At 70.5% G+C, this 17,194-nt stretch carries 13 protein-coding genes and 1 pseudogene; 4 read left to right on the top strand and 10 right to left on the bottom strand.

Features of this window, described 5'->3' with window-relative positions; genetic code table 11:
• Nucleotides 1–166 precede the first annotated feature (166 nt).
• From D7X74_RS00070 to D7X74_RS00055, 4 genes are all read right to left on the bottom strand, one after another.
• Nucleotides 167–1,069, bottom strand: coding sequence for a GNAT family N-acetyltransferase (locus D7X74_RS00070; protein ID WP_233601902.1), 903 nt, complete (start codon nt 1,067–1,069; stop codon nt 167–169).
• Nucleotides 1,070–1,223: 154 nt separating this feature from the next.
• Nucleotides 1,224–2,123: a hypothetical protein gene (locus D7X74_RS00065; protein WP_120530832.1), complete on the bottom strand. Its 900-nt coding sequence runs from the start codon at nt 2,121–2,123 to the stop codon at nt 1,224–1,226.
• A gap of 44 nt (nt 2,124–2,167) precedes the next feature.
• Nucleotides 2,168–3,034 carry a hypothetical protein gene (locus D7X74_RS00060; protein ID WP_120530831.1) on the bottom strand — a complete coding sequence of 289 codons (867 nt, stop codon included), beginning with the start codon at nt 3,032–3,034 and terminating at the stop codon, nt 2,168–2,170.
• Between the two features lie 193 nt (nt 3,035–3,227).
• A complete protein-coding gene (locus D7X74_RS00055; RefSeq protein WP_233595211.1) occupies nt 3,228–4,337 on the bottom strand; it encodes a serine hydrolase in 1,110 nt (369 codons plus the stop codon).
• 172 nt (nt 4,338–4,509) lie between these two features.
• On the opposite strand from D7X74_RS00055, the gene D7X74_RS00050 reads away from it, so the two are divergent.
• Nucleotides 4,510–5,961 (top strand): M20 family peptidase, encoded by a 1,452-nt coding sequence (locus D7X74_RS00050; protein ID WP_120530829.1) that lies wholly within the window; start codon nt 4,510–4,512, stop codon nt 5,959–5,961.
• A 29-nt stretch (nt 5,962–5,990) separates the two neighbouring features.
• Here the strand turns inward: D7X74_RS00050 and D7X74_RS00045 are convergent, their stop codons facing one another.
• Nucleotides 5,991–6,632, bottom strand: a complete 642-nt coding sequence (locus tag D7X74_RS00045) for an HAD hydrolase-like protein (RefSeq protein WP_120530828.1) — start codon at nt 6,630–6,632, stop codon at nt 5,991–5,993.
• Nucleotides 6,633–6,753: 121 nt separating this feature from the next.
• On the opposite strand from D7X74_RS00045, the gene D7X74_RS00040 reads away from it, so the two are divergent.
• From D7X74_RS00040 to D7X74_RS00030, 3 genes are all read left to right on the top strand, one after another.
• Nucleotides 6,754–8,022, top strand: a complete 1,269-nt coding sequence (locus D7X74_RS00040; protein WP_147446409.1) for a cytochrome P450 — start codon at nt 6,754–6,756, stop codon at nt 8,020–8,022.
• Nucleotides 8,023–8,179: 157 nt separating this feature from the next.
• Entirely contained in the window at nt 8,180–9,133 is a 954-nt protein-coding gene (locus tag D7X74_RS00035) for an RNA polymerase sigma factor (protein WP_233601901.1), read from the top strand.
• Nucleotides 9,133–9,750 (top strand): glutathione S-transferase family protein, encoded by a 618-nt coding sequence (locus tag D7X74_RS00030; protein WP_120530825.1) that lies wholly within the window; start codon nt 9,133–9,135, stop codon nt 9,748–9,750. The genes D7X74_RS00035 and D7X74_RS00030 overlap by 1 nt, the downstream gene beginning before the upstream one ends.
• 21 nt (nt 9,751–9,771) lie before the next feature.
• Here D7X74_RS00030 and D7X74_RS00025 read toward each other — a convergent pair whose 3' ends face one another.
• The 5 genes and pseudogenes from D7X74_RS00025 to D7X74_RS42845 form a co-directional block, all read right to left on the bottom strand.
• The gene (locus tag D7X74_RS00025) at nt 9,772–10,065 is read right to left on the bottom strand and encodes a hypothetical protein (RefSeq protein ID WP_120530824.1); all 294 of its coding nucleotides are present in this window, start codon (nt 10,063–10,065) and stop codon (nt 9,772–9,774) included.
• 88 nt (nt 10,066–10,153) lie between these two features.
• Entirely contained in the window at nt 10,154–13,981 is a 3,828-nt protein-coding gene (gene xopAJ / locus D7X74_RS00020) for a XopAJ/AvrRxo1 family type III secretion system effector zeta toxin (protein WP_147446408.1), read from the bottom strand.
• Nucleotides 13,982–14,148: 167 nt separating this feature from the next.
• On the bottom strand, nt 14,149–15,009 hold the full coding sequence (locus tag D7X74_RS00015; RefSeq protein WP_147446406.1) for a hypothetical protein: 861 nt from the start codon (nt 15,007–15,009) through the stop codon (nt 14,149–14,151).
• A gap of 48 nt (nt 15,010–15,057) precedes the next feature.
• Complete coding sequence (locus D7X74_RS00010; RefSeq protein ID WP_147446405.1) at nt 15,058–16,152, bottom strand: hypothetical protein; 1,095 nt, start codon at nt 16,150–16,152, stop codon at nt 15,058–15,060.
• 74 nt (nt 16,153–16,226) lie between these two features.
• Nucleotides 16,227–17,194, bottom strand: a pseudogene (locus tag D7X74_RS42845) (BNR repeat-containing protein); the annotation flags it as partial.

The raw sequence follows: 17,194 nt of genomic DNA, 5'->3' as shown, positions 1-17,194 counted from the left end.
TGCTCCGGCGAACGCGCGGAGTGTGCCAGAAGGTGATGAGCGCCCGGTGCCCCCACCATGGCCCCAACGGTCGCGGCCAGGTGTCAGGTTCTCCGCACCCGTCGTGCCCTCGCGTCGGAGGTACGCACGCGCCGCATCCCCGGTGGGCAACGCCCCTGCCTGCCGCTCAACGTCCTGGCGCGCGGTAGGCCGGAAAGAAGTCGTCGCCGGTGCGGCCTTCTGACAGGTGGGCGTACACCGTGGGGGCGCAGATCAGCTCGTGGGTGGAGAGGCGGGAGCTGGCGTTGGCGAGGCCCCGCTTGAACTGCTCGAGGCCGTCACCCGGGCGGACGCCTCCGCCCAGATGGAGCGGGACCCCGAGCCGCGTGCAGAGTTCGACCAGCGTCCCGAAGACATTCTTCGCCGGTGAGCGGGCCAGGTGCGCATCCGTCGTTCCCCCCAGGTAGTAGTGCAGCATGCCGTCGCTGCTGACGCCCAGCGCCGCGGAGGCAACGCCCCCCTCCGGCGCATGCGTGGTCACCAGCCACGCGTTGGGCGAAGCAAACAGCTCCTCGAAATAGGCGTCGGAGAAGAAGTACCGGGGGTTCGCCCGCTCGCGGACCATGGTCTGCCGGTAGGCCGCCAGGAAGCCCTCCCGCTCCTCGCGCGGCGTCTGGCGCGCCTCACGCGCGGTGCTCACGAAGCCCATCCGGAGGTTGCGCCGGATGTGGCGCAGGTGCATCTCCCGGAACTCCACCGGCCGGCGCGGGTCGATGAAGAACACCTCGTTGCGCTCCGTGCCGCCCGCGAAGCAACGGGGGCCGGAGACGCGGTCGCGCACGAAGACGCTCACGAGGTCGGTGCCGGCCCAGTCCACCGCGTCCTTCGACAGCTCACTGAGCCCCTCCAGCGCGCCGCCGGGAAAGCCATACGGAGAGATGGCATCCCGGTACGGCGTCCCTTCGATGGGCCGCACGATGAGCGGCACCCGCAGCGCCCTGCCCTCCCCGTCCTCGAGGACCAGCGTATGCGTCACCCGCTCGGCCCGCAGGTGGTGCGCGGAACGGAAATAGTCTTCCGACAGCGCCAATGCCCCTTCGTCCGGGACGAGCACTGCCCTTGTTCGAGTCATCCTCATGTCTGCGGCCCAGCGTAGCCTTCCGGCCCGTCCGCTGGAGCCGTCCCCCGGGACACCTGGATGTTGGAATCCTGTCTTCGAAGCCCCGACGCCGTGACAGAAAGGATTAGGGCACTGCGCTCACGTCCACATCGACCACGCGCGGCTCCTCGGTGCTGCTCGCGCCGGTGAACGAGGGCATCGCGGCGCTCACCTGGAGCGTGAGCGTCACCTCGCCCGTGCTCAGCTCGGTGGGCACGTACCTCCAGAAGAGGCGCACGGGCCCCGCCGTCTCCCCCTCACGCAGCAGCACCTCGCTGGCGCGCTGTTCAATCTCCGCCGGGGTCAACCGCGTGCGCAGCAGGTGGCCCTGGCGGGCGAGCGGAGGCCACTTGATCAACGTGCGCTGGAAGGCGCCATCCACGCCGTGGGTCACCACCGCGCGGTGGCCCTCCACGCGAATGCCATTGAGCGCGCGCAGCACGAAGGTCTTGTGGCTGAGGAGTTCGGGGGCCCCGACGACGCGGCTCTCCTCGTTCTGGAAGAGGGCCTGCACCTGCCGCACCGGTCCCATCTCCGCCGAGGGGATGCCCCAGGCCTGCAGCCGCGCCAGGGCCCTTCGCTGCAAGAGCGCGGGTTCCTGCGGGGTGGCCGGGCCGCTCTCCGTCTTGCGCAGCGCCAGCAGGCTCCCGGAGAACGGGTTGCGCTCCAGCTTCCAGGTGAGGGACTCGTGGTCACGGCGGCTTGCGAGCCCGCCCGTCAGGGAGAAGGACTCGCTGGTTTCCAGCAGTGCGCGATGCACCGCCGCGTCCTCGAACGCGGTGCGGGTGAGCAGCACGGAGGGCAGGCCCCCCGAGGGAGGCGTGGCGATCGCGGTGGAATCGAAGGTGAAGCCGGTGCTGACCGCCGACGCGACGAGTTCCCGTTGCTGGGGGACGTCCACGGCGGTGGGAGGCGGCACGGCGTCGCAGCCGAGCACGGCGGTGAGCGGAAGCGCGGTCAGGAGTCGGAGGAATGAGGTCTTCATGGCGATATCAATCTCTCGGTTCGAGGGCGTGAGGAGGATGGGACTCAGGGCAGGCTGCGGCCGCTGTCGGGGTCGCAGCCCCCCACGTAGAAGTAGCTGGAGCCGGTCTTGCTTCCGGTGTTCTTGCGGTCCTTCCAGCCACCGGCCGCGTACATGCTCTTGCGCAGCGCCTTGGTCTCGCCAAAGACGATGGACACCGGGCAGTCGTCCTTGAAGGCGCCCCAATCGTAGGCCTCGTCGATCCAGTTCTCGCCCACGCCGTCGTTCTTCGAGTTCGCCGCGTAGTCGTCCAGGTAGCGCTTCACGAAGTTGCCGCACGAGGAGTCACCGTGAAAGGCATTCCAGACGGTGAAGCCGCTGCTGTGGGTCAGCATCTCCTGGTAGCCCCCCTGCTCCCAGACCTCGATGTTGCCGGACTGGCAGGCCTTCACCACGGCGATGTTCAGCTTCCCGTTTCCCAGACGCATGTGGGCGTCCGTCATGGCCAGACAGGAATCCGCATCCGTCCCCATCACCAGGAAGCTCCGCGCGGACGCCTCGTTGTGGCCGCCATGCGTGTGCACGAAGAGGACATTCGCGTCGTCCACGCCGGCGTTGAGCTGGGTGTCCTTCGCGTTCTCCGCCGTCCCCTTCGCCGCGTCGGTCCACAGGTCCGTGCGCGCGCTGGCGTTGTTGAGGGTGCGCACGTCCGTCCACTGTCCGCCGCTCTTGAGCGCGGTGAAGTAGTCCGCGAACACCTGCGCCGTCTTCGTGTGCACGGAGTGCGAGTCCGCATCGCACTGGCCCGCGCCCCCGAAGTTGGCGATGCCATAGACGTGGGTCTCGTTCGCCAGCGCACCCGCCGCCGGCAGGAACAGCGCTCCCACCACCGCCGCCCGCGTCCACTGCCGCGTTTGCTTCCGGAGTCTCATGGTCCTGGTCTCCCCCCGCCTGGGGTGTGCGTGTAGGGCCTTCAGCGGCAGGAGGCGCGCGGTGTCCGCCGCGCGTCCTTCCAGCCACGGGTCCTCAACGGAGACCGGAGGAATTCCTCCTCACCATGCTCGCAAGAAAGTTCCGGAGCGCATGCCGTGAGGTACACGCCCCGGCCCACGCGGGCGTGAGGCCTCACTCCTTGGCGAGTACCTCCAGCAGCCTCCCGGTGACACGCGACACGTCCGCCCCTTCGCGGTTCATCAGCACCGCGAGGGAGGCCTTGCGCTCGGGCAGGTAGAAGGCCAGGGCGGAGAAGCCGGGGATGCCACCGTCATGGCCATGGCCCGGCCCCACGGGGGTGACGGCGCGCACCAGCCCCAGGCCATACCCCGGCATGCCCGGGATGGGCGTCTCCACCCAGTCGGTCATCTCCGCGAGCTGCGCCGGGGCGAGCAGCGAGCGCTCGAAGAGGGCCTGGTAGAAGGCGCTGAGGTCATCGGCGCTGGAGCTCAAGGCACCGGCAGCGCCGGCCGCGGACGGATGGACGAAGTCGGTGAGGTCCATCCACGCGCCATTGCCCGGGTCCCGCGTGAAGCCGCGCACGGTGAGCGGCGGCAGCGGCTCCGCGCCCTCCAGCCCCGTGCTGTCCAGGTCCAGGGGATCGAGGATGCGCGAGCGAAGCTGCTGCGCCAGCGGCCTCCCTGTCACTGCTTCGAGGATGCGGCCGAGGAGGATGTAGTTGGTGTTGGAGTACTCCCAGCGCGCCCCCGGCTCGAAGGTGGGGGATTCGGCGGCGCCCAGCGAGATGAGCTCCTCGGCGCTCCAGGTCTTCCCGGGGTTCGACCCGACCTGGGTGAGGAAGGCCTGGCTGTGGGTGTAGTTGAACGCGCCACTCGTGTGGTTGAGCAGCTGGCGCACGGTGATGCGGTCCGCGCGGGGGAAGTCCGGCACCCAGGTGGCCAGTGGCGCATCCAGGGACAACGCCCCCTCGGCCTGGAGTTGCAGCGCCACCACGGAGACGAAGCTCTTGGTGATGCTGCCCGCGCGCAGCCGGTCCTCGGCCTTCAATCCGGTGGCCGGCTCCACCCTGGAAACGCCCGCCGCGCCTCGCCACGTGCAGTCCTCGAATCGCAGCGAGGCCGTGGCCCCGGGGAGGTCCTCGGCCGCGACGGCCACCTCCAGCGCTTGCTGCAAGCGGGGCGCGAGCCGCTCACAGACAGGGCCCTCGTCCTTGTCGCAACCCGAAATCCACAGCAACAGCGTTACGCCAAGCACGCATCGACCGAACTGACGGGTAACCATCCAGTGCCTTCCAGGTGAATCCACGGTGTGCGTACGAAGCACCGGGGCACCTCATTTCTGTCACCCCGACGCAGAGGGCCCGTATCGAGGGGGGCCTGAGGCGGAGGGCAGCAGGTGCACACGGCGCGCCTGCTGCTACGCTCGGCCGCGCCCTCCCCGGAGTTCAGAGCCGATGAAGCGTGTCCTTCTTGCCCTGCTGGCCCTCCTGTTGCTCCTCGTCGGCGGACTCGTCGTCCGCACGCTGCGCTTCGGCTCGCGGCAGGTGGCCGCCGAGCCCGCCGAGCCTTTCTCCGTGGATGCCACCGGAGCGGCGGAACGCCTCGCCGAGGCGCTGCGCCACCGCACCGTCGCCGCCTCCGACGGCACGGGCGCGGAGGACGCCGCCTTCCAGGCCCTGCACGCCCAGCTCGTCGCGCAGTTTCCCCTCGTGCACGCGCAGCTCGGGCACGAGACCGTGGGCGCGCACTCGCACCTCTATACGTGGAAGGGCACGGAGCCCGGCTTGCAGCCCGTGCTGCTGATGGGCCACCTGGACGTGGTGCCCGCGGAGGCGGAGGCCACCTGGAGCCACCCGCCCTTCGGCGGCGCGGTGGTGGCGGACGGCTACGTCTACGGGCGCGGGGCGCTGGACGACAAGGGCAGCGTGCTCGCCATCCTGGAGGCCGTGGAGGGCCTGCTCGCCCAGGGCCACCGCCCGCGCCGCACGGTGCTGCTTGCCTTCGGCGCGGACGAGGAGGTGGGCGGGCGCGACGGCGCCGCCCTCGTGGCCAAACTGCTGCGCGAGCGTGGCGTGCGCCTCGAGTCGGTGTTGGACGAAGGAGGCCCCATCGGCGTGGGGCTCGTGCCCGGCGTGGACGCACCGGTGGCGCTGGTGGGGGTGGCGGAGAAGGGCTCGGCGCGCGTGGAGCTGGTGGTGCGCAGCGCGGGCGGGCACGCGTCCATGCCGCCGCCGCAGACGGCCGCGGGCATCCTCGCCCGCGCCGTCGTGCGCCTGGAGGAACACCCCTTCGAGCCCGGGCTGCGCGGCGGGACCCTGTCGCTGTTCGAGCACGTGGGGCCGGAGATGGGCTTCGGCAAGCGCCTGCTCTTCGCGAACACCTGGCTCTTCGCGCCCCTCATCGAGCGGCAGATGGCCCAGGCGCCCTCCACGAACGCCAGCATCCGCACCACCTTCGCGGCCACCATGCTCGAAGGCAGCCCCAAGCCCAACGTGCTGCCCTCACAGGCGCGCGCGGTGCTCAACGTCCGCCCGCTTCCGGGTGACAGCCTGGAGGACGTGCGCGCCCACGTGCGCGACGTGGTGGACGACGCGCGCGTGGAGCTGCTCGCAGAGGGTGATGAGGCCTCGCCGGTGTCGCGACTGGACACGGAGGGCTGGCGGCAGTTGCAGCGCAGCATCCGCCAGGTGTTCCCGGACGTGCTGGTGGCGCCCTTCCTCACCGTGGCGGCCACCGACTCCCGCCACTTCCATCCCTTGAGCGACAGCGTGTACCGCTTCATGCCCGTGCGCATGACCCGCGAGGACCTCGCGCGCATGCACGGCCGCGACGAGCGGCTCTCCGTCGCGGGCCACGCCGCCGCCATCCGCTTCTACGCGCAGTACCTGCGCAACACCACGCGCTAGGGCGTGTCCGCGAACGGCGGTGCCGCGCCTCAGGCGCCAGGGAACGGCGCGACGGCCTGCGACAGCTCGTCGAGTCGGGTGAGGACGAGCGTGGGCGCGCGCGAGCGCAGCAGCGCCTCCGTCGCGTAGCCCCACGTCACCGCGGCAGTGGCGATGCCCTCGGCCGCGGCGGCCTCGATGTCTCGCACCTCGTCGCCCACGGAGAGGGCCTCCGAGGGACGCACGCCCGCTGCCTTCAGCACCTTCCGGAACTTCACGCGCTTGCCGAAGATGCCCGCACCGCAGGCGTAGTGGCGGATGCGCGCGGACGCCACCGGCCCGAGCACGAGGCGCACGTTCTGCTCTGAGTTGGAGCTCACCACGGCGAGAGCAATGCCCCGCGCCTGGAGCTGCTCAAGCAGCGCCTCCACGCCCGGGAAGAGCGGGATGCGGTGCGCGTCGCGCGTGACGAGCTTGCGCATGTGCGCGGCGATGAAGGGCATCTTCCAAGCGGGCACGCCGAGGTGCGCGACGATGGCCCGGGTGTCCTGCCCCCGCAGCGCCTCGAGTTCCTCCGCGCTGACGCTGCGAAAGCCATAGCGCCGGGCCACGTCGTTGAAGATGCCGCGCATCCAGTCCGCGCTGTCCGCGAGCGTGCCGTCGAAGTCGAAGATGACCAGCCTGTATCCCATGGGTGCCTTATGCGCCGCGGACCTTCGCGGGTGCGCGCGACATGCAAGCATAAGTCGGCGCCAGGGGATCGCGGTTCCGCGCCCGCACAGCCAGCCCCGAGGGCATCGTCCGTATCCCTTCGTGGAGCCCCCTGCCCTTCCGGGCCACCGGGGCACCTCCGCCGCGAGAGGACTCGTCGCGGCGACCACCCCCACGGAGATGCCGGTGCAGACGTACGACCTGTTCGCCCCCACCACCGAGGCCGAGCGCCACGCCCGGTATGCGCGCATGCGCACGGAGCCCGGGCTCTGCCGCATCGCCCCCTTCGGCGCCTACGCCGCCGCCCGCTATGACGATGTGCGCACCTTGCAGAAGGACGCGCAGCGCTTCTCCTCCGAGGCGCTCGCGACGACGGCGGAGCCGCCCTGGCTGGGCCCGAACCCGGTGGCCCGCTCGCTCGTCACCCGGGATCCGCCGCGCCACACACAGCTTCGCGCGCTGCTCAGCCGCGCCTTCGGCCCTACCGGCATGGCGCGGCTGGAGGCCCAGGTGCGCCACGAGGCCCAGACGCTGGCCGAGGCCGCCGTCCACCAGCGCGAGGTGGACCTGGTGGATGCCTTCTCCTTCGTGCTGCCACGCAACATCATTGGCCGGATGCTCGGGTTGGAGCCGTCCACCTTCACCGGGTTCAAGCGCTGGTCGGTGAACATGGGCCTCATCACCTCCGCGTTGCCCGCGCAGCACCAGGACATCCGCGACACCGTGAAGGAGATGGAGGACTACCTGGGGGACGTCATCGCCGCGCGCCGCCGCCAGCCGGGGGAGGACATGGTGAGCGACCTGCTCCGGGCCGAGGTGGAGGGACAGCGGCTCACCGACGCGGAGGTCCTCTCCTTCCTCTTCCTGCTACTGCCCGCGGGCATGGAGACGACGGCGCAGCTCATCGGCAACGCGGCCATCCTCCTCGCCCGCTTCCCCGAGCACCTGGAGCAGGCCCGGGCGGACCGCGCGCACATCCCCCGCTTCCTGGAAGAGGTGCTCCGCTACGAGCCCCCCGCGCAGTTCGCCTTCCGCGTCGCGACGTCGGACGTGGAGCTGTCCGGGACGCCCATTCCGGCGGGCAGCCTCGTCATGGGGCTGGTGGGAAGCGCCAACCGCGACGAGCGCGTCTTCGAGCAGCCGGACGCCTTTCTTCCCGGCCGGGACAAGGCAAGCCAACACCTCTCTTTCGGCCACGGCATCCACTTCTGCCTGGGAGCGCAGCTCGCGCGGCTGGAGGCCCGGCTCGCGCTGGAGGCGCTCGTCCCGCGCATCCGCGCCCTGCGGCTGCGCTCCCAGGACATCGAGTGGCTCCCGGGGCTCACCATCCACGGGCCCCGGACGCTCCCCGTGGAGCTCATCCCGGCCTGAAGCCGGGACGCCAAGTGGCCCGGACCAGGGGGTACACCACGTGGGCCAAGGTGGGGAGGTTCCTCGCGTCGTTGGAAAAGAGAGGGGGACGTATCCTTCCGGTGCCCCCATCCGTTCTCCCGGCATGACCCCACCGCCAGACCCACTCCCGACGACATTGCGCAGCTCGTGGCAGCGCTTCCTCGACGTCTACGAGCCGCACCGCTCGGAGCTCTACCGCTACAGCCGCTACCTCACCCGCAGCCCGTGGGATGCCGAGGACCTGACCCAGGACGCCCTCGCGCGCGCCTTCGTCACGCTGGGCCAACTGGGCGCCTCTCCGCCCAACCCCCGCGCGTGGCTGCTGCGCGTCGCCACGAATCTGTGGATCGACCGCGCGCGCCGGGCACGGCCGGAGGAGGCCCCCACGGAGGCCGCGCCCGTTCAAGCCGACCCGCGCCCCACCCGTGAGGCGGCCGGGACGCTGCTCGTGCGGCTCGCGCCGCAGGAGCGCGCGGCGGTGGTGCTCAAGGACGTCTTCGACCTCTCGCTCGAGGACATCGCCGAGACGCTCTCGACGACGACCGGCGCGGTGAAGACGGCGTTGCACCGGGGGCGTGGCAAGCTCTCGGACCCCGAGGCGGCGTCAGCGCGCGCGCCTGCCCCGGGCGCCCTCGATGCCTTCTGCGCCGCCTTCAACGCGGGCGACCTGGACGCGCTCACGGGGCTCCTGCTGGACAGCGCCATCGTCGAGGTGGTGGGGGCGACGACGCAGTACGGCCCGGAGGCGGCGCGGCGCACCGTGCTGTACGGCATGCTCTTCGGCGTCGAGCGGATGGTGGACGCCGAGCGGCGCGGCGGCATCGAGCCGCGCTTCATCCAGGGCGTGCGCGCCGTCGCGCCGCGGGTGGAGGCCCGCGAGCACCGCGGCAGCTGGATCCTCCTGCACTGGTACTCGCACGTGGACGGAGACGCCGTGCGCGCGCTCACCCGTGTGCGCTTCGAGGAGGGCCGCGTCGCGCACCTGGCCAATGCCTTCTTCAGCCCGGACCTTCTCGCGGAGGTGTGCACGGAGCTCGGCGTGCCCTTCCGCTCCAACGGCCACCGCTTCTGGATCGAGGGCTGCTGCTGATGCGCACGCTCCACTTCCACCCGCTCTCCTCGTTCTGCCAGAAGGTGCTCATCGCGCTCTATGAACTCGGGCTGCCGTTCGAGCGGCGCTTCGTGGACCTCGGCGCGGCCACCGACAGAGAGGCGCTCGCGCGGCTCTGGCCGTTCTGCCGCTTCCCGGTGCTCGAGGACGGCGGCCGCGTCGTCGCCGAGTCGAGCATCATCATCGAGCACCTGGACCCGGGGCTCATCCCCTCCGACCGGGAGTCGGCCCTGGAGTGCAGGTTCCTCGACCGGGTGTTCGACCTGAACGTGAACGAGCCGGTGGGCAAGGTCGTCACCGACCTGTTGCGGCCCGACGGTGAGCACGACAGGCTCGGGGTCGAACGCGCGCGCGGCACGCTGCGCACCGCGTACGACGTCCTCGACGCGCGCCTGCGAGGCAGGGCCTGGGCGGTCGGCGATGCGTTCACCCTCGCAGACTGCGCCGCGGCGCCCGCGCTCTTCTACGCGGCCCGCGTCGAGCCGCTCCAGCACCCGCACCTCACCGCGTACTTCGAGCGGCTCCTCGCACGGCCCTCGGTCGCGCGCGTCTTCGAGGAGGCGCGGCCCTACCTGCACCTCTTCCCCGTGAAGTAGGTGCCCTCCCGGGGAAGTGCTTCAGGTCGCGTCGTTGTCGCGCAGCCAAGCCAGGCGCTCCGCGAACTGCTGGAGCGTCTTCACCTGGGGCGATTCCAGGTAGTACCGCCGCTCGTAGTCCTCGATGGCGGAGGGCGTGAGCGGCGCGTCTCCGCGGTCCCACGCGACGTTGTAGACGGCGCGGAACTTCTCGATGTCGAAGGGCTCCTTGCCAGACGTGGCCCGGGCCTTCGTCACCTGCTCCCGCTCGGTCTCCTTGCGCTGCTGGAGCGCGTCGCGGAGTTGCTTCAGGGTGTCTTCGGCTGATGTCGGCATGCGCGTTCCTCGAGGGTGCAACACTCATTCAGGCTAAGGCCGCGAGCGGCCCGCTTCAACCCATGGATGAAGCGGGCACCCGCTGCGCTCACGCTGTCTTCTTCGAGTGCTGTTCCAGCGCCTCTCCCAGCGTCTTGCCCTTGTACTCGGTGAGGCGGGCCCGCATCTTCTGCGCGAAGTCGGGGTTGGTGATGCCGCCCACCTGCCGGTCGATGAAGGCGTCGTCGATGATGGTGTTCTTCACGCGGTCGGCCTCGGCGGCGGGGTTCTCCGTGACGGCCTTGTTGAAGAGGGCCTGCTTCTCCGGCGTGTCCGGCCCGAACCACGTGCCGCCGCGCTTCTCCGCCACCAGCACCTGCTTGCCGCTGCTGTCCGTCACCAGGAGCTTGTAGTCGGTGATCTTCTCGTTCTCGATGACGCCCTTGAACTCGCCGGGCCGCCCGGCGAGCAGCTCGGCGCGATTCTGGCGCACGCCCTTGAAGCCGCCCTCCACGGCGTCGAACGGCACGAGCGGGTCCGCGGTGCCCGGGTTGCGCATGAGCACCCGGACGCTGGACGTCTCCAGCGGGACCTCCAGGTCGACGATCTTCACGTTGCGGCCTTCCACGGCCTTCAACATGCGCGGGATGTCGCTCTCACCAGCGAAGCGCTTGTCGTAGACGACCGAGCTGTTCGGCCGGGAGAGCATCTCATTCTCCACCCGCTGCGAGATGATGGAGCCTTCCACGTGCGCCTGGGACGTGGAGATCTTCCCGCCGTGCTGTTCGGCGATCTGCGCCTTGATGGGGTCCGGGTTGAGGGCGCCGCTCAGCTCGCCCTGGTCGTCCAGGACCTTGCTCTTGAGGTGCGGGTCGTTCTTCACGGCCGTCGTCTTGCCTGCGGCGGTGTTGCCGCGCAGGGCGTAGACGGTGTTGGGCTCCAGGCGATCAGACAGCGTCTGCGCCTTGTCCAGCTCGGTGTTGAGCAGCTTCTGCTGGAACTCACGCCGTTCGGGGACCCAGTTCTTGGGCTCCTCCAGCCACTTCCACAGCGAGCCGTCCTTGGGGGGCTCTCCGACGGTGAAGGCCTCGAAGGTGCCCACCTTGCCGCCCGAGCGCTCCAGGATGGCCTGACGGACCTCGTAGCTGCCGGTCGTCTTCCCCGTGCGCAGGTCCGCGGCCTTGACGATCTTGAGGACGTCCTTGGCGTTCTCCGGCGTCACCGTGCCTTCGAAGACGCGACCCTCGGAGGTCGTGAAGCGGATGTTGGGGCCGTCGGTCTGGAGCGCCCCGCCCTTGCCCCGCACCTCGCGGAAGAGCTGCCCGGCCTTGGCCGTGCCCGCGCCCACCACGCCACCCGTCACGGCCCCCACGGTGCCGTCGATGACAGCCCGCTTGCCCACCTGGACCAGGCCATCGCCGACGCCGTTCTCCCACGTCTCGCTGCGCGTGGCCGCGTCGAAGGCGCCACCCGCGGCGCCGCCCACCGCGCCTTCCTTCGCGCCCTGGACGACCGCGGCCTTGACGGACGTCTCCACCGTTTCGCGCACCGCGGTGGTGGCGACCTCCTTCGCCGCCGTGGTGGCGCCCGTGCGGGCACCGGCCGTCACGGCACCCGCGCCCTTGCCCACGGGCAGCACGGCCGTTCCGCCCTCCACCGCGCCAATGCCGGCCTGGCGCAGCAGCTCCTGGCCTCCGGCCGCGTCACCCTGGAGGGCCGCGTAGGTTCCCACGCGCGTCGCCGCGCCCAGGGCCGCATAGCCCGCGATGGCCAGCGGTGTGGCCGCGCCGCCCGTGCCGATGACGGCCGCGGTGGTGACCACGACGACGGCGGCGCTGGCGGCGCCATCCGCCAGCGAGTCCTTGCTCGTCTGGAGCGACTTCACGTCGTCCGCGGCATAGCCGGTGAGCGTGTTGGCCCGCTGCGTGTCGCCGCTCTTGATGGCGGTGTCCGCCCGTGTCAGGTCGCGGTTGATGCGGTCGTTGTCGGACTCGCCCTTGAAGGTCCGCTGGACGCCATCGAGCACCCAGGTGCCAAAGCCCGACTCGTTCGCCTGCTGTTCGCGCAGGCGGCGCACGCGCTCCTGCGCCGCGTTGGGATCATTGGGATCCACCGCGCCCAGGTCGTAGTTCTGGTTCAGCAGCTCCAACTGGTCGCGGCCATCCAGCTCCGAGTCCAGCTCCGCGCGCAGGTCCTTGCCGTACTTCTGCTTGTAGGCCGCGGCGATGTCGTCGAGCTCGGGCTTGGACTTGCCCTCCAGCGTCTGGCGGATGGCCTCCTCGTCGGTGCCCGCGCCATCCATGGCGAGCTGGAGCTTCTCCGCGGCGGCCTCCGCCTGGGCCTTCTTGTCGCCCGGCGCGGGAGGGTTGAGCAGCCGCAGCGTCACGTCCGCGTCCGCGCCGCCCCAGCCGCGGATCTCGCTCTCCAGCGACTTGCCCGTCTGCTTCTCGTACTCGGCCTTGATGGCGGTGAGCTGATCCGGCGTCTTGCCCTCCAGCACCTTGCGCACGCCTTTTTCGTCCGCGCCCGTCCAGCCGCTCATGGACTCGCGGATGCGCGCCGCGTCCGCCTGCCCGGGGTTGCCCTGGAGCAGGCCCATGGCGCGGTCATAGTCCTCGCCGCCCAGCTCGTCCTTGAGGCGGCTGGCGACGGCGGGGTCCTGGGCCAGCAGGGCGCGCTGTTCGGGCGTCGCCTTCTCCAGGCGCTCGAAGATGCGATCCTCGTCGGTGCCCAGGCCGTCCATGTCCCGCTTCAGGCCGTCCTTGAGGGCCTGGGTCTCCAGCTCCAGCTTCTGCTGGGGCGTCTGGGCCTGGCTGGCGCCGAGCAGGCTCCGGGCGCGCGACATCTCGTCCGTGTCCAGCTCCTTGCCGAGCTTGGACAGCATGAAGTCCTCGGCGGACTGACCCGCGGGGGCGCCGCCGTTCAGCTCCGCGAACTTCTGGGCAATGGCCTTGCGCTCGTCGGGCGAGCGCTTCTCCAGCGTCTTGAGGACCTCTTCCGAGGAGCCGAACACGCCGTCCAGTTCGGACTGGATGACGACCGCGTCGTTCTTGGGAGCATCCGCGCTCAGCAGCGCCTGGGCGCGCTTCCAGTCATCCCCGCCCAGCTCGTCCTCGAGCTTGGCGTCCAGGTCCTTGTTGTAGTGGTCCTTGTAGGACTGGCGGATGAGGTTGATCTGCTCGGGGGTCTTTCCCTCGAGCGTCTGGAAGATCTTGTCCTCGTCGGTGCCGGCTCCGAAGACGCCACCGTCCGTGGCCTCGTAGAGCGCGGTGGCATCCTTGCTGGCCTGCTCGGCGGTGTACGGGGGCGTGGCGGGCTTCTGCGGGGCGCTGGCGGTCGTCGTGCCCGGAGGCGAATCCGCGACCATCATCCGCTGGAGTTCCGGAGCGACCTTCGCGTCCGTGATGGCCTTCTGACGCTCCGCCGAGCCCGGGGCCGCGGAGAAGATCTTGTGAGCCGAGTTCGCGGACAGCGTCCCCGACTGCCGGTATTGTGGCTGATCCTTCAGGAAGGCCTGGAGGTTGTCGTAGCTCTTGCCGCTGGAGGGGTCGACGACGCGCTCACCCTGCCGGACGACGACGTGGCCGGACTGCCCTTCCTGGCCGGGACGCGTGTCCTTGAGGAACACCAGTTCGGAGCGGGCCCTGAGCGCGGGGGTCGCCTTGTCCACCCAGTCCGCCGCCTTGTCCAGGCAGTTGGCCTGGGCGTCCCGGGCATTCTCCGTCAGCAGCGAGCTGGCCGGCGGGGCCAGCTGGGGGCCTTCCCGGGGCGTGGTCCGGTCGAAGGTGGATTGCGCGTTGCTCGGGACAGCGTTCGCCGCGGGCTTGGGCGCGACATTCGCGGGCGCGGGCGGGGCCTCCGGCGGCGGAGCCACCGTGGGGCGACGCGCCGTCAGCGGCTCGCGAGGACGATTGTTGCCAGTTCCGTCGATACCCATGCGCATCCCCCAGTACGGCGCAGCAAGAATGAGGAGGGCCGCTCACGTCGGGCCCACCCGAACCCCTCAAGCGATTATCAAAGAATGCACCCTCGCGGTTGCGTCCCTTGCCGCGGTCGGACGTGGGCCCTGGAATTCCAGGGGGTTGGACGCCACCCCCTCCCCCATCAGCGCCGGGCGGTGCTGTTGGCGACGCGGGCCTGGGGCGGGCTGAATGACAGCTCACGCAGGCGCATCTGGAGGGTCGCGAAGCTGTCCATGCGACGTGGTGAGTCCTTGTCCTCCGCGCGCAATGCCAGACGCGTTTCGACTTCCAGCTCGAAGCGCGTGGGCCACAAGCGGTCCAGACTGAAGGTGCAGCCGCCCTGGCCCTGCACATAGGTTCGCAGGGACTCGCCGCCCCGGGTCGTGCGGAGGTTCTCCGGCGCGGGCTGGGGCTTCGAGGTGGACTCCAGCTCCAGCCTCAAGCCGAAGCCCGTGGCCTCCCGCGTCTTGAGCTCCAGGGTGGTGCGAGCACCGGCGAGGGGCCCCTTGCCCGGCAAGGGAGGGGACCAGCGGGCGCCCAGGCCCACGGCTTCGGTGGGGAGGATGCGCCCCAGGCCCCCGAGGGTGGACGTCACCTGCTGGAGCTGCTCGCGCAGCGGGGGGGCCATGTCCGCGGGCAGCTTCAGCGTGAAGCCCTGGGCGCGCCCGTCCGCGCTCACGCGGCCTTCGCCCTTCAGTCCGGGCAGGGGTTCCAGCTGCGCGTGGAGCTTCTCCACGGCCTGGGGCGGAGTGCCGGGCTGGATGAGGAGCGCCGCGCTTTCGAGCGTGAAGTGGAAGCGCACCTCCCCCGAAGTGGACACGCCGAGCACCTCCGCGGCGAGCACCATCTGGACGCCCGGGACGGGAGGGAGCGGCGATTTCTGGCCCGCGTCCTTGATGACGCCATGGCTCTCGGTGCGGACGCGGATGCGTTGCACGCTCCCGACAAGAGGGCTGAGTCGCAGCGGCGCATGGGGAGCACTGCCTCGATCGAGGACTTTCATGGGAGCGGGATGTTAGCCCTTTCGGGGCCTCCGCTGGGGCGGCCCCGCTCAGCGCGCGGTGTTGAACTGCCGCTCGTACACCTCCCGGTGTGACGTGGACCTGGGCCCGGTGCCATGGCGCACATCCAGCCGCTCCAGCGCGATGGCCGAGCGCAGGTCGCTGATGGCCACCCGCCGCTCATCCTTGGTGAGGCTCTCGGGCAGGTCCTTCACCTTCTTGTCGTAGGAGATGTAGTCGCCCAGATACCAGCCCGTCATCATGTCCTCCATCTTCGCGTGTTTGCCCACCAGCAGCTCATTGGCGCATTTGCCGGTGTGCAGCATGCCTTCGACCTCCACCTCCATCTTCTTCTGCGCGTACTCGGGCGCGGTGCCGACCTTCTGTTTGGCGCGGGTGTTCAGGGTCTCGAACCGGTCCCAGCGGTGCGCGTTGTTCATCTCGAACAAGAAGGTGCCCGCCGCCGCCTGGTGGTTCCCGCTCTTGAGCACGTCGTCCATGTACACGGTGACCTTGTTGCCCGACGTGGTGCGCGAGGTCATCGAGCGGCCATTGCTGCTGCCCGCCGCGACGCGGACGTCCGCGTCGGACGTCTCCTCCAGGCGCTTCAGGGCCGTGGGGCTCTTCGCCAGGAGTTGGGCGGAGTTGCCGTAGCCCAGCCGCGCGAAGTCCTGGAGGACGCGGTTGGGGAGCTGCTGGATCTCCTCCTCGGAGATCTGCTTGATGGCGTTCGGGTTGCCGGCCGAGGGCGGCGGGGTCTGCGGCGCGGGGGCGTCGATGCCGGGCCTGCGCCGGGCATCGAAGGCGTCCTGCCGCCGCGTCTTGACGTCCTGCAGGTACTGGGCAGGCCTGTTGTCGCGGGCCAGCAGCATCTTCACCTGCCCCTCGTCCTTGACGTTGAGGCGCATGCCCTTCTCCTTGAGAAAGGCATTGAAGCCCGCGGGCGTGCCGGTCGCGTCGGGGCGCTGGTCGCGAAGCGATTTCGTGTACGCCTTCGTCAACCCCGCGAGGTCATCCCGGGGGGCGAACGATTTCGTGTCTGGAGATGCGCGCGTCCGGGGAGCGTCCGCCGCATTGGGGGTGGAGTTGGCGCGGGTGGGCGCGGGCGCCCGGGGCAATATGGGGAGCTTGGAGCTGAAACGCACTGGGGGTCTCCTGGGGAAAAGTCTGGCTTTAGCTGGCAATGCGGCGCGCCGCCCAGGGGACCCGGGGTCGTGTCCTATGGAAGGAAACGGACGAAGTTGACGATCTGCGGGGTGCCCGTCGGGAGGTCGGCGAACTCGCCCCAGGCGATGGTCACCTGCCCCTGGGCGTTGAGCTGGAAGGAGGGATGCAAGGCCGACCGCGTCGCGGAGGACACGCGGACGGGCGCGCCCCAGGTGCTGCCAGTCCACCGCTGGAGGTAGACGTCGGCCACATCGCCGGGGCCATCCTCGTCCCAGGCCACCACCGGGTTGCCGGAGGTGTCGAGCCGCAGCGTCGTGTTGCGCAGGTGGGTCGCGGGCTCCTGGGTGCCCAGCGCGTCTCCCAATGGCTCCCAGGTGCTCCCGGTCCAGCGCCGGACGTAGAGCCGGGACACGAGCCCCCCCTCGGGCTGGTACTCCGCCCACGCCACCACCGGGTTTCCTTGCGCATCGAGCGCGAGCGAGGCCTTGCTCGCGGACGTCTCCCCGTCGAGCGCGTCGAGCGGTCCGCCCACGGGCTCCCAACTGTCGTCGGACCAGCGCCGCACGTGGACCCGGCGCGGCCCGAGGGTTCCCTCCGGGGTTTCGGTGGACTCGGTCCAGGCCACGAACGGGGTGCCGTCCGCCGCGAGCTGGAGCGAGGCCCAGACGGCATCGGTGTCCCCGGCTTCAGCGCTGAGGGGTTCGCCCAGGGAGGCCCAGCCGGCTTCCGTCCACCGCGCGACCCGGATCCCCTGCGGGAGCGAGCCGACGCCTTCTTCCCAGGCCACCACCGGTTGGCCCTCCGCATCGAGTCGCAACGACGGTCCGTAGGCGGCTCCGTTCGTCGGACACAGCGGGGCCAGCACCTTCGTCCATGTCTCGCCGGACCACCGCTGCACGTGGATGCAAACCGGCCCGCCCTCGCCAACCCGCTCGCTCCACGCAACGACGGGATGATCCGTGGCGTCGAGCTGGAGCGACGGGTCTCGCGCGGGCGTCCAGTCCCGCAAGGCCCCCAGCG

The sequence above is a fragment of the Corallococcus sp. CA047B genome (genome assembly GCF_003612065.1).
Classification (GTDB): Bacteria; Myxococcota; Myxococcia; order Myxococcales; family Myxococcaceae; genus Corallococcus; species Corallococcus praedator.
Note: the sequence above shows the minus strand (reverse complement) of the source record. Positions and strands in the feature narration are given on the sequence as shown.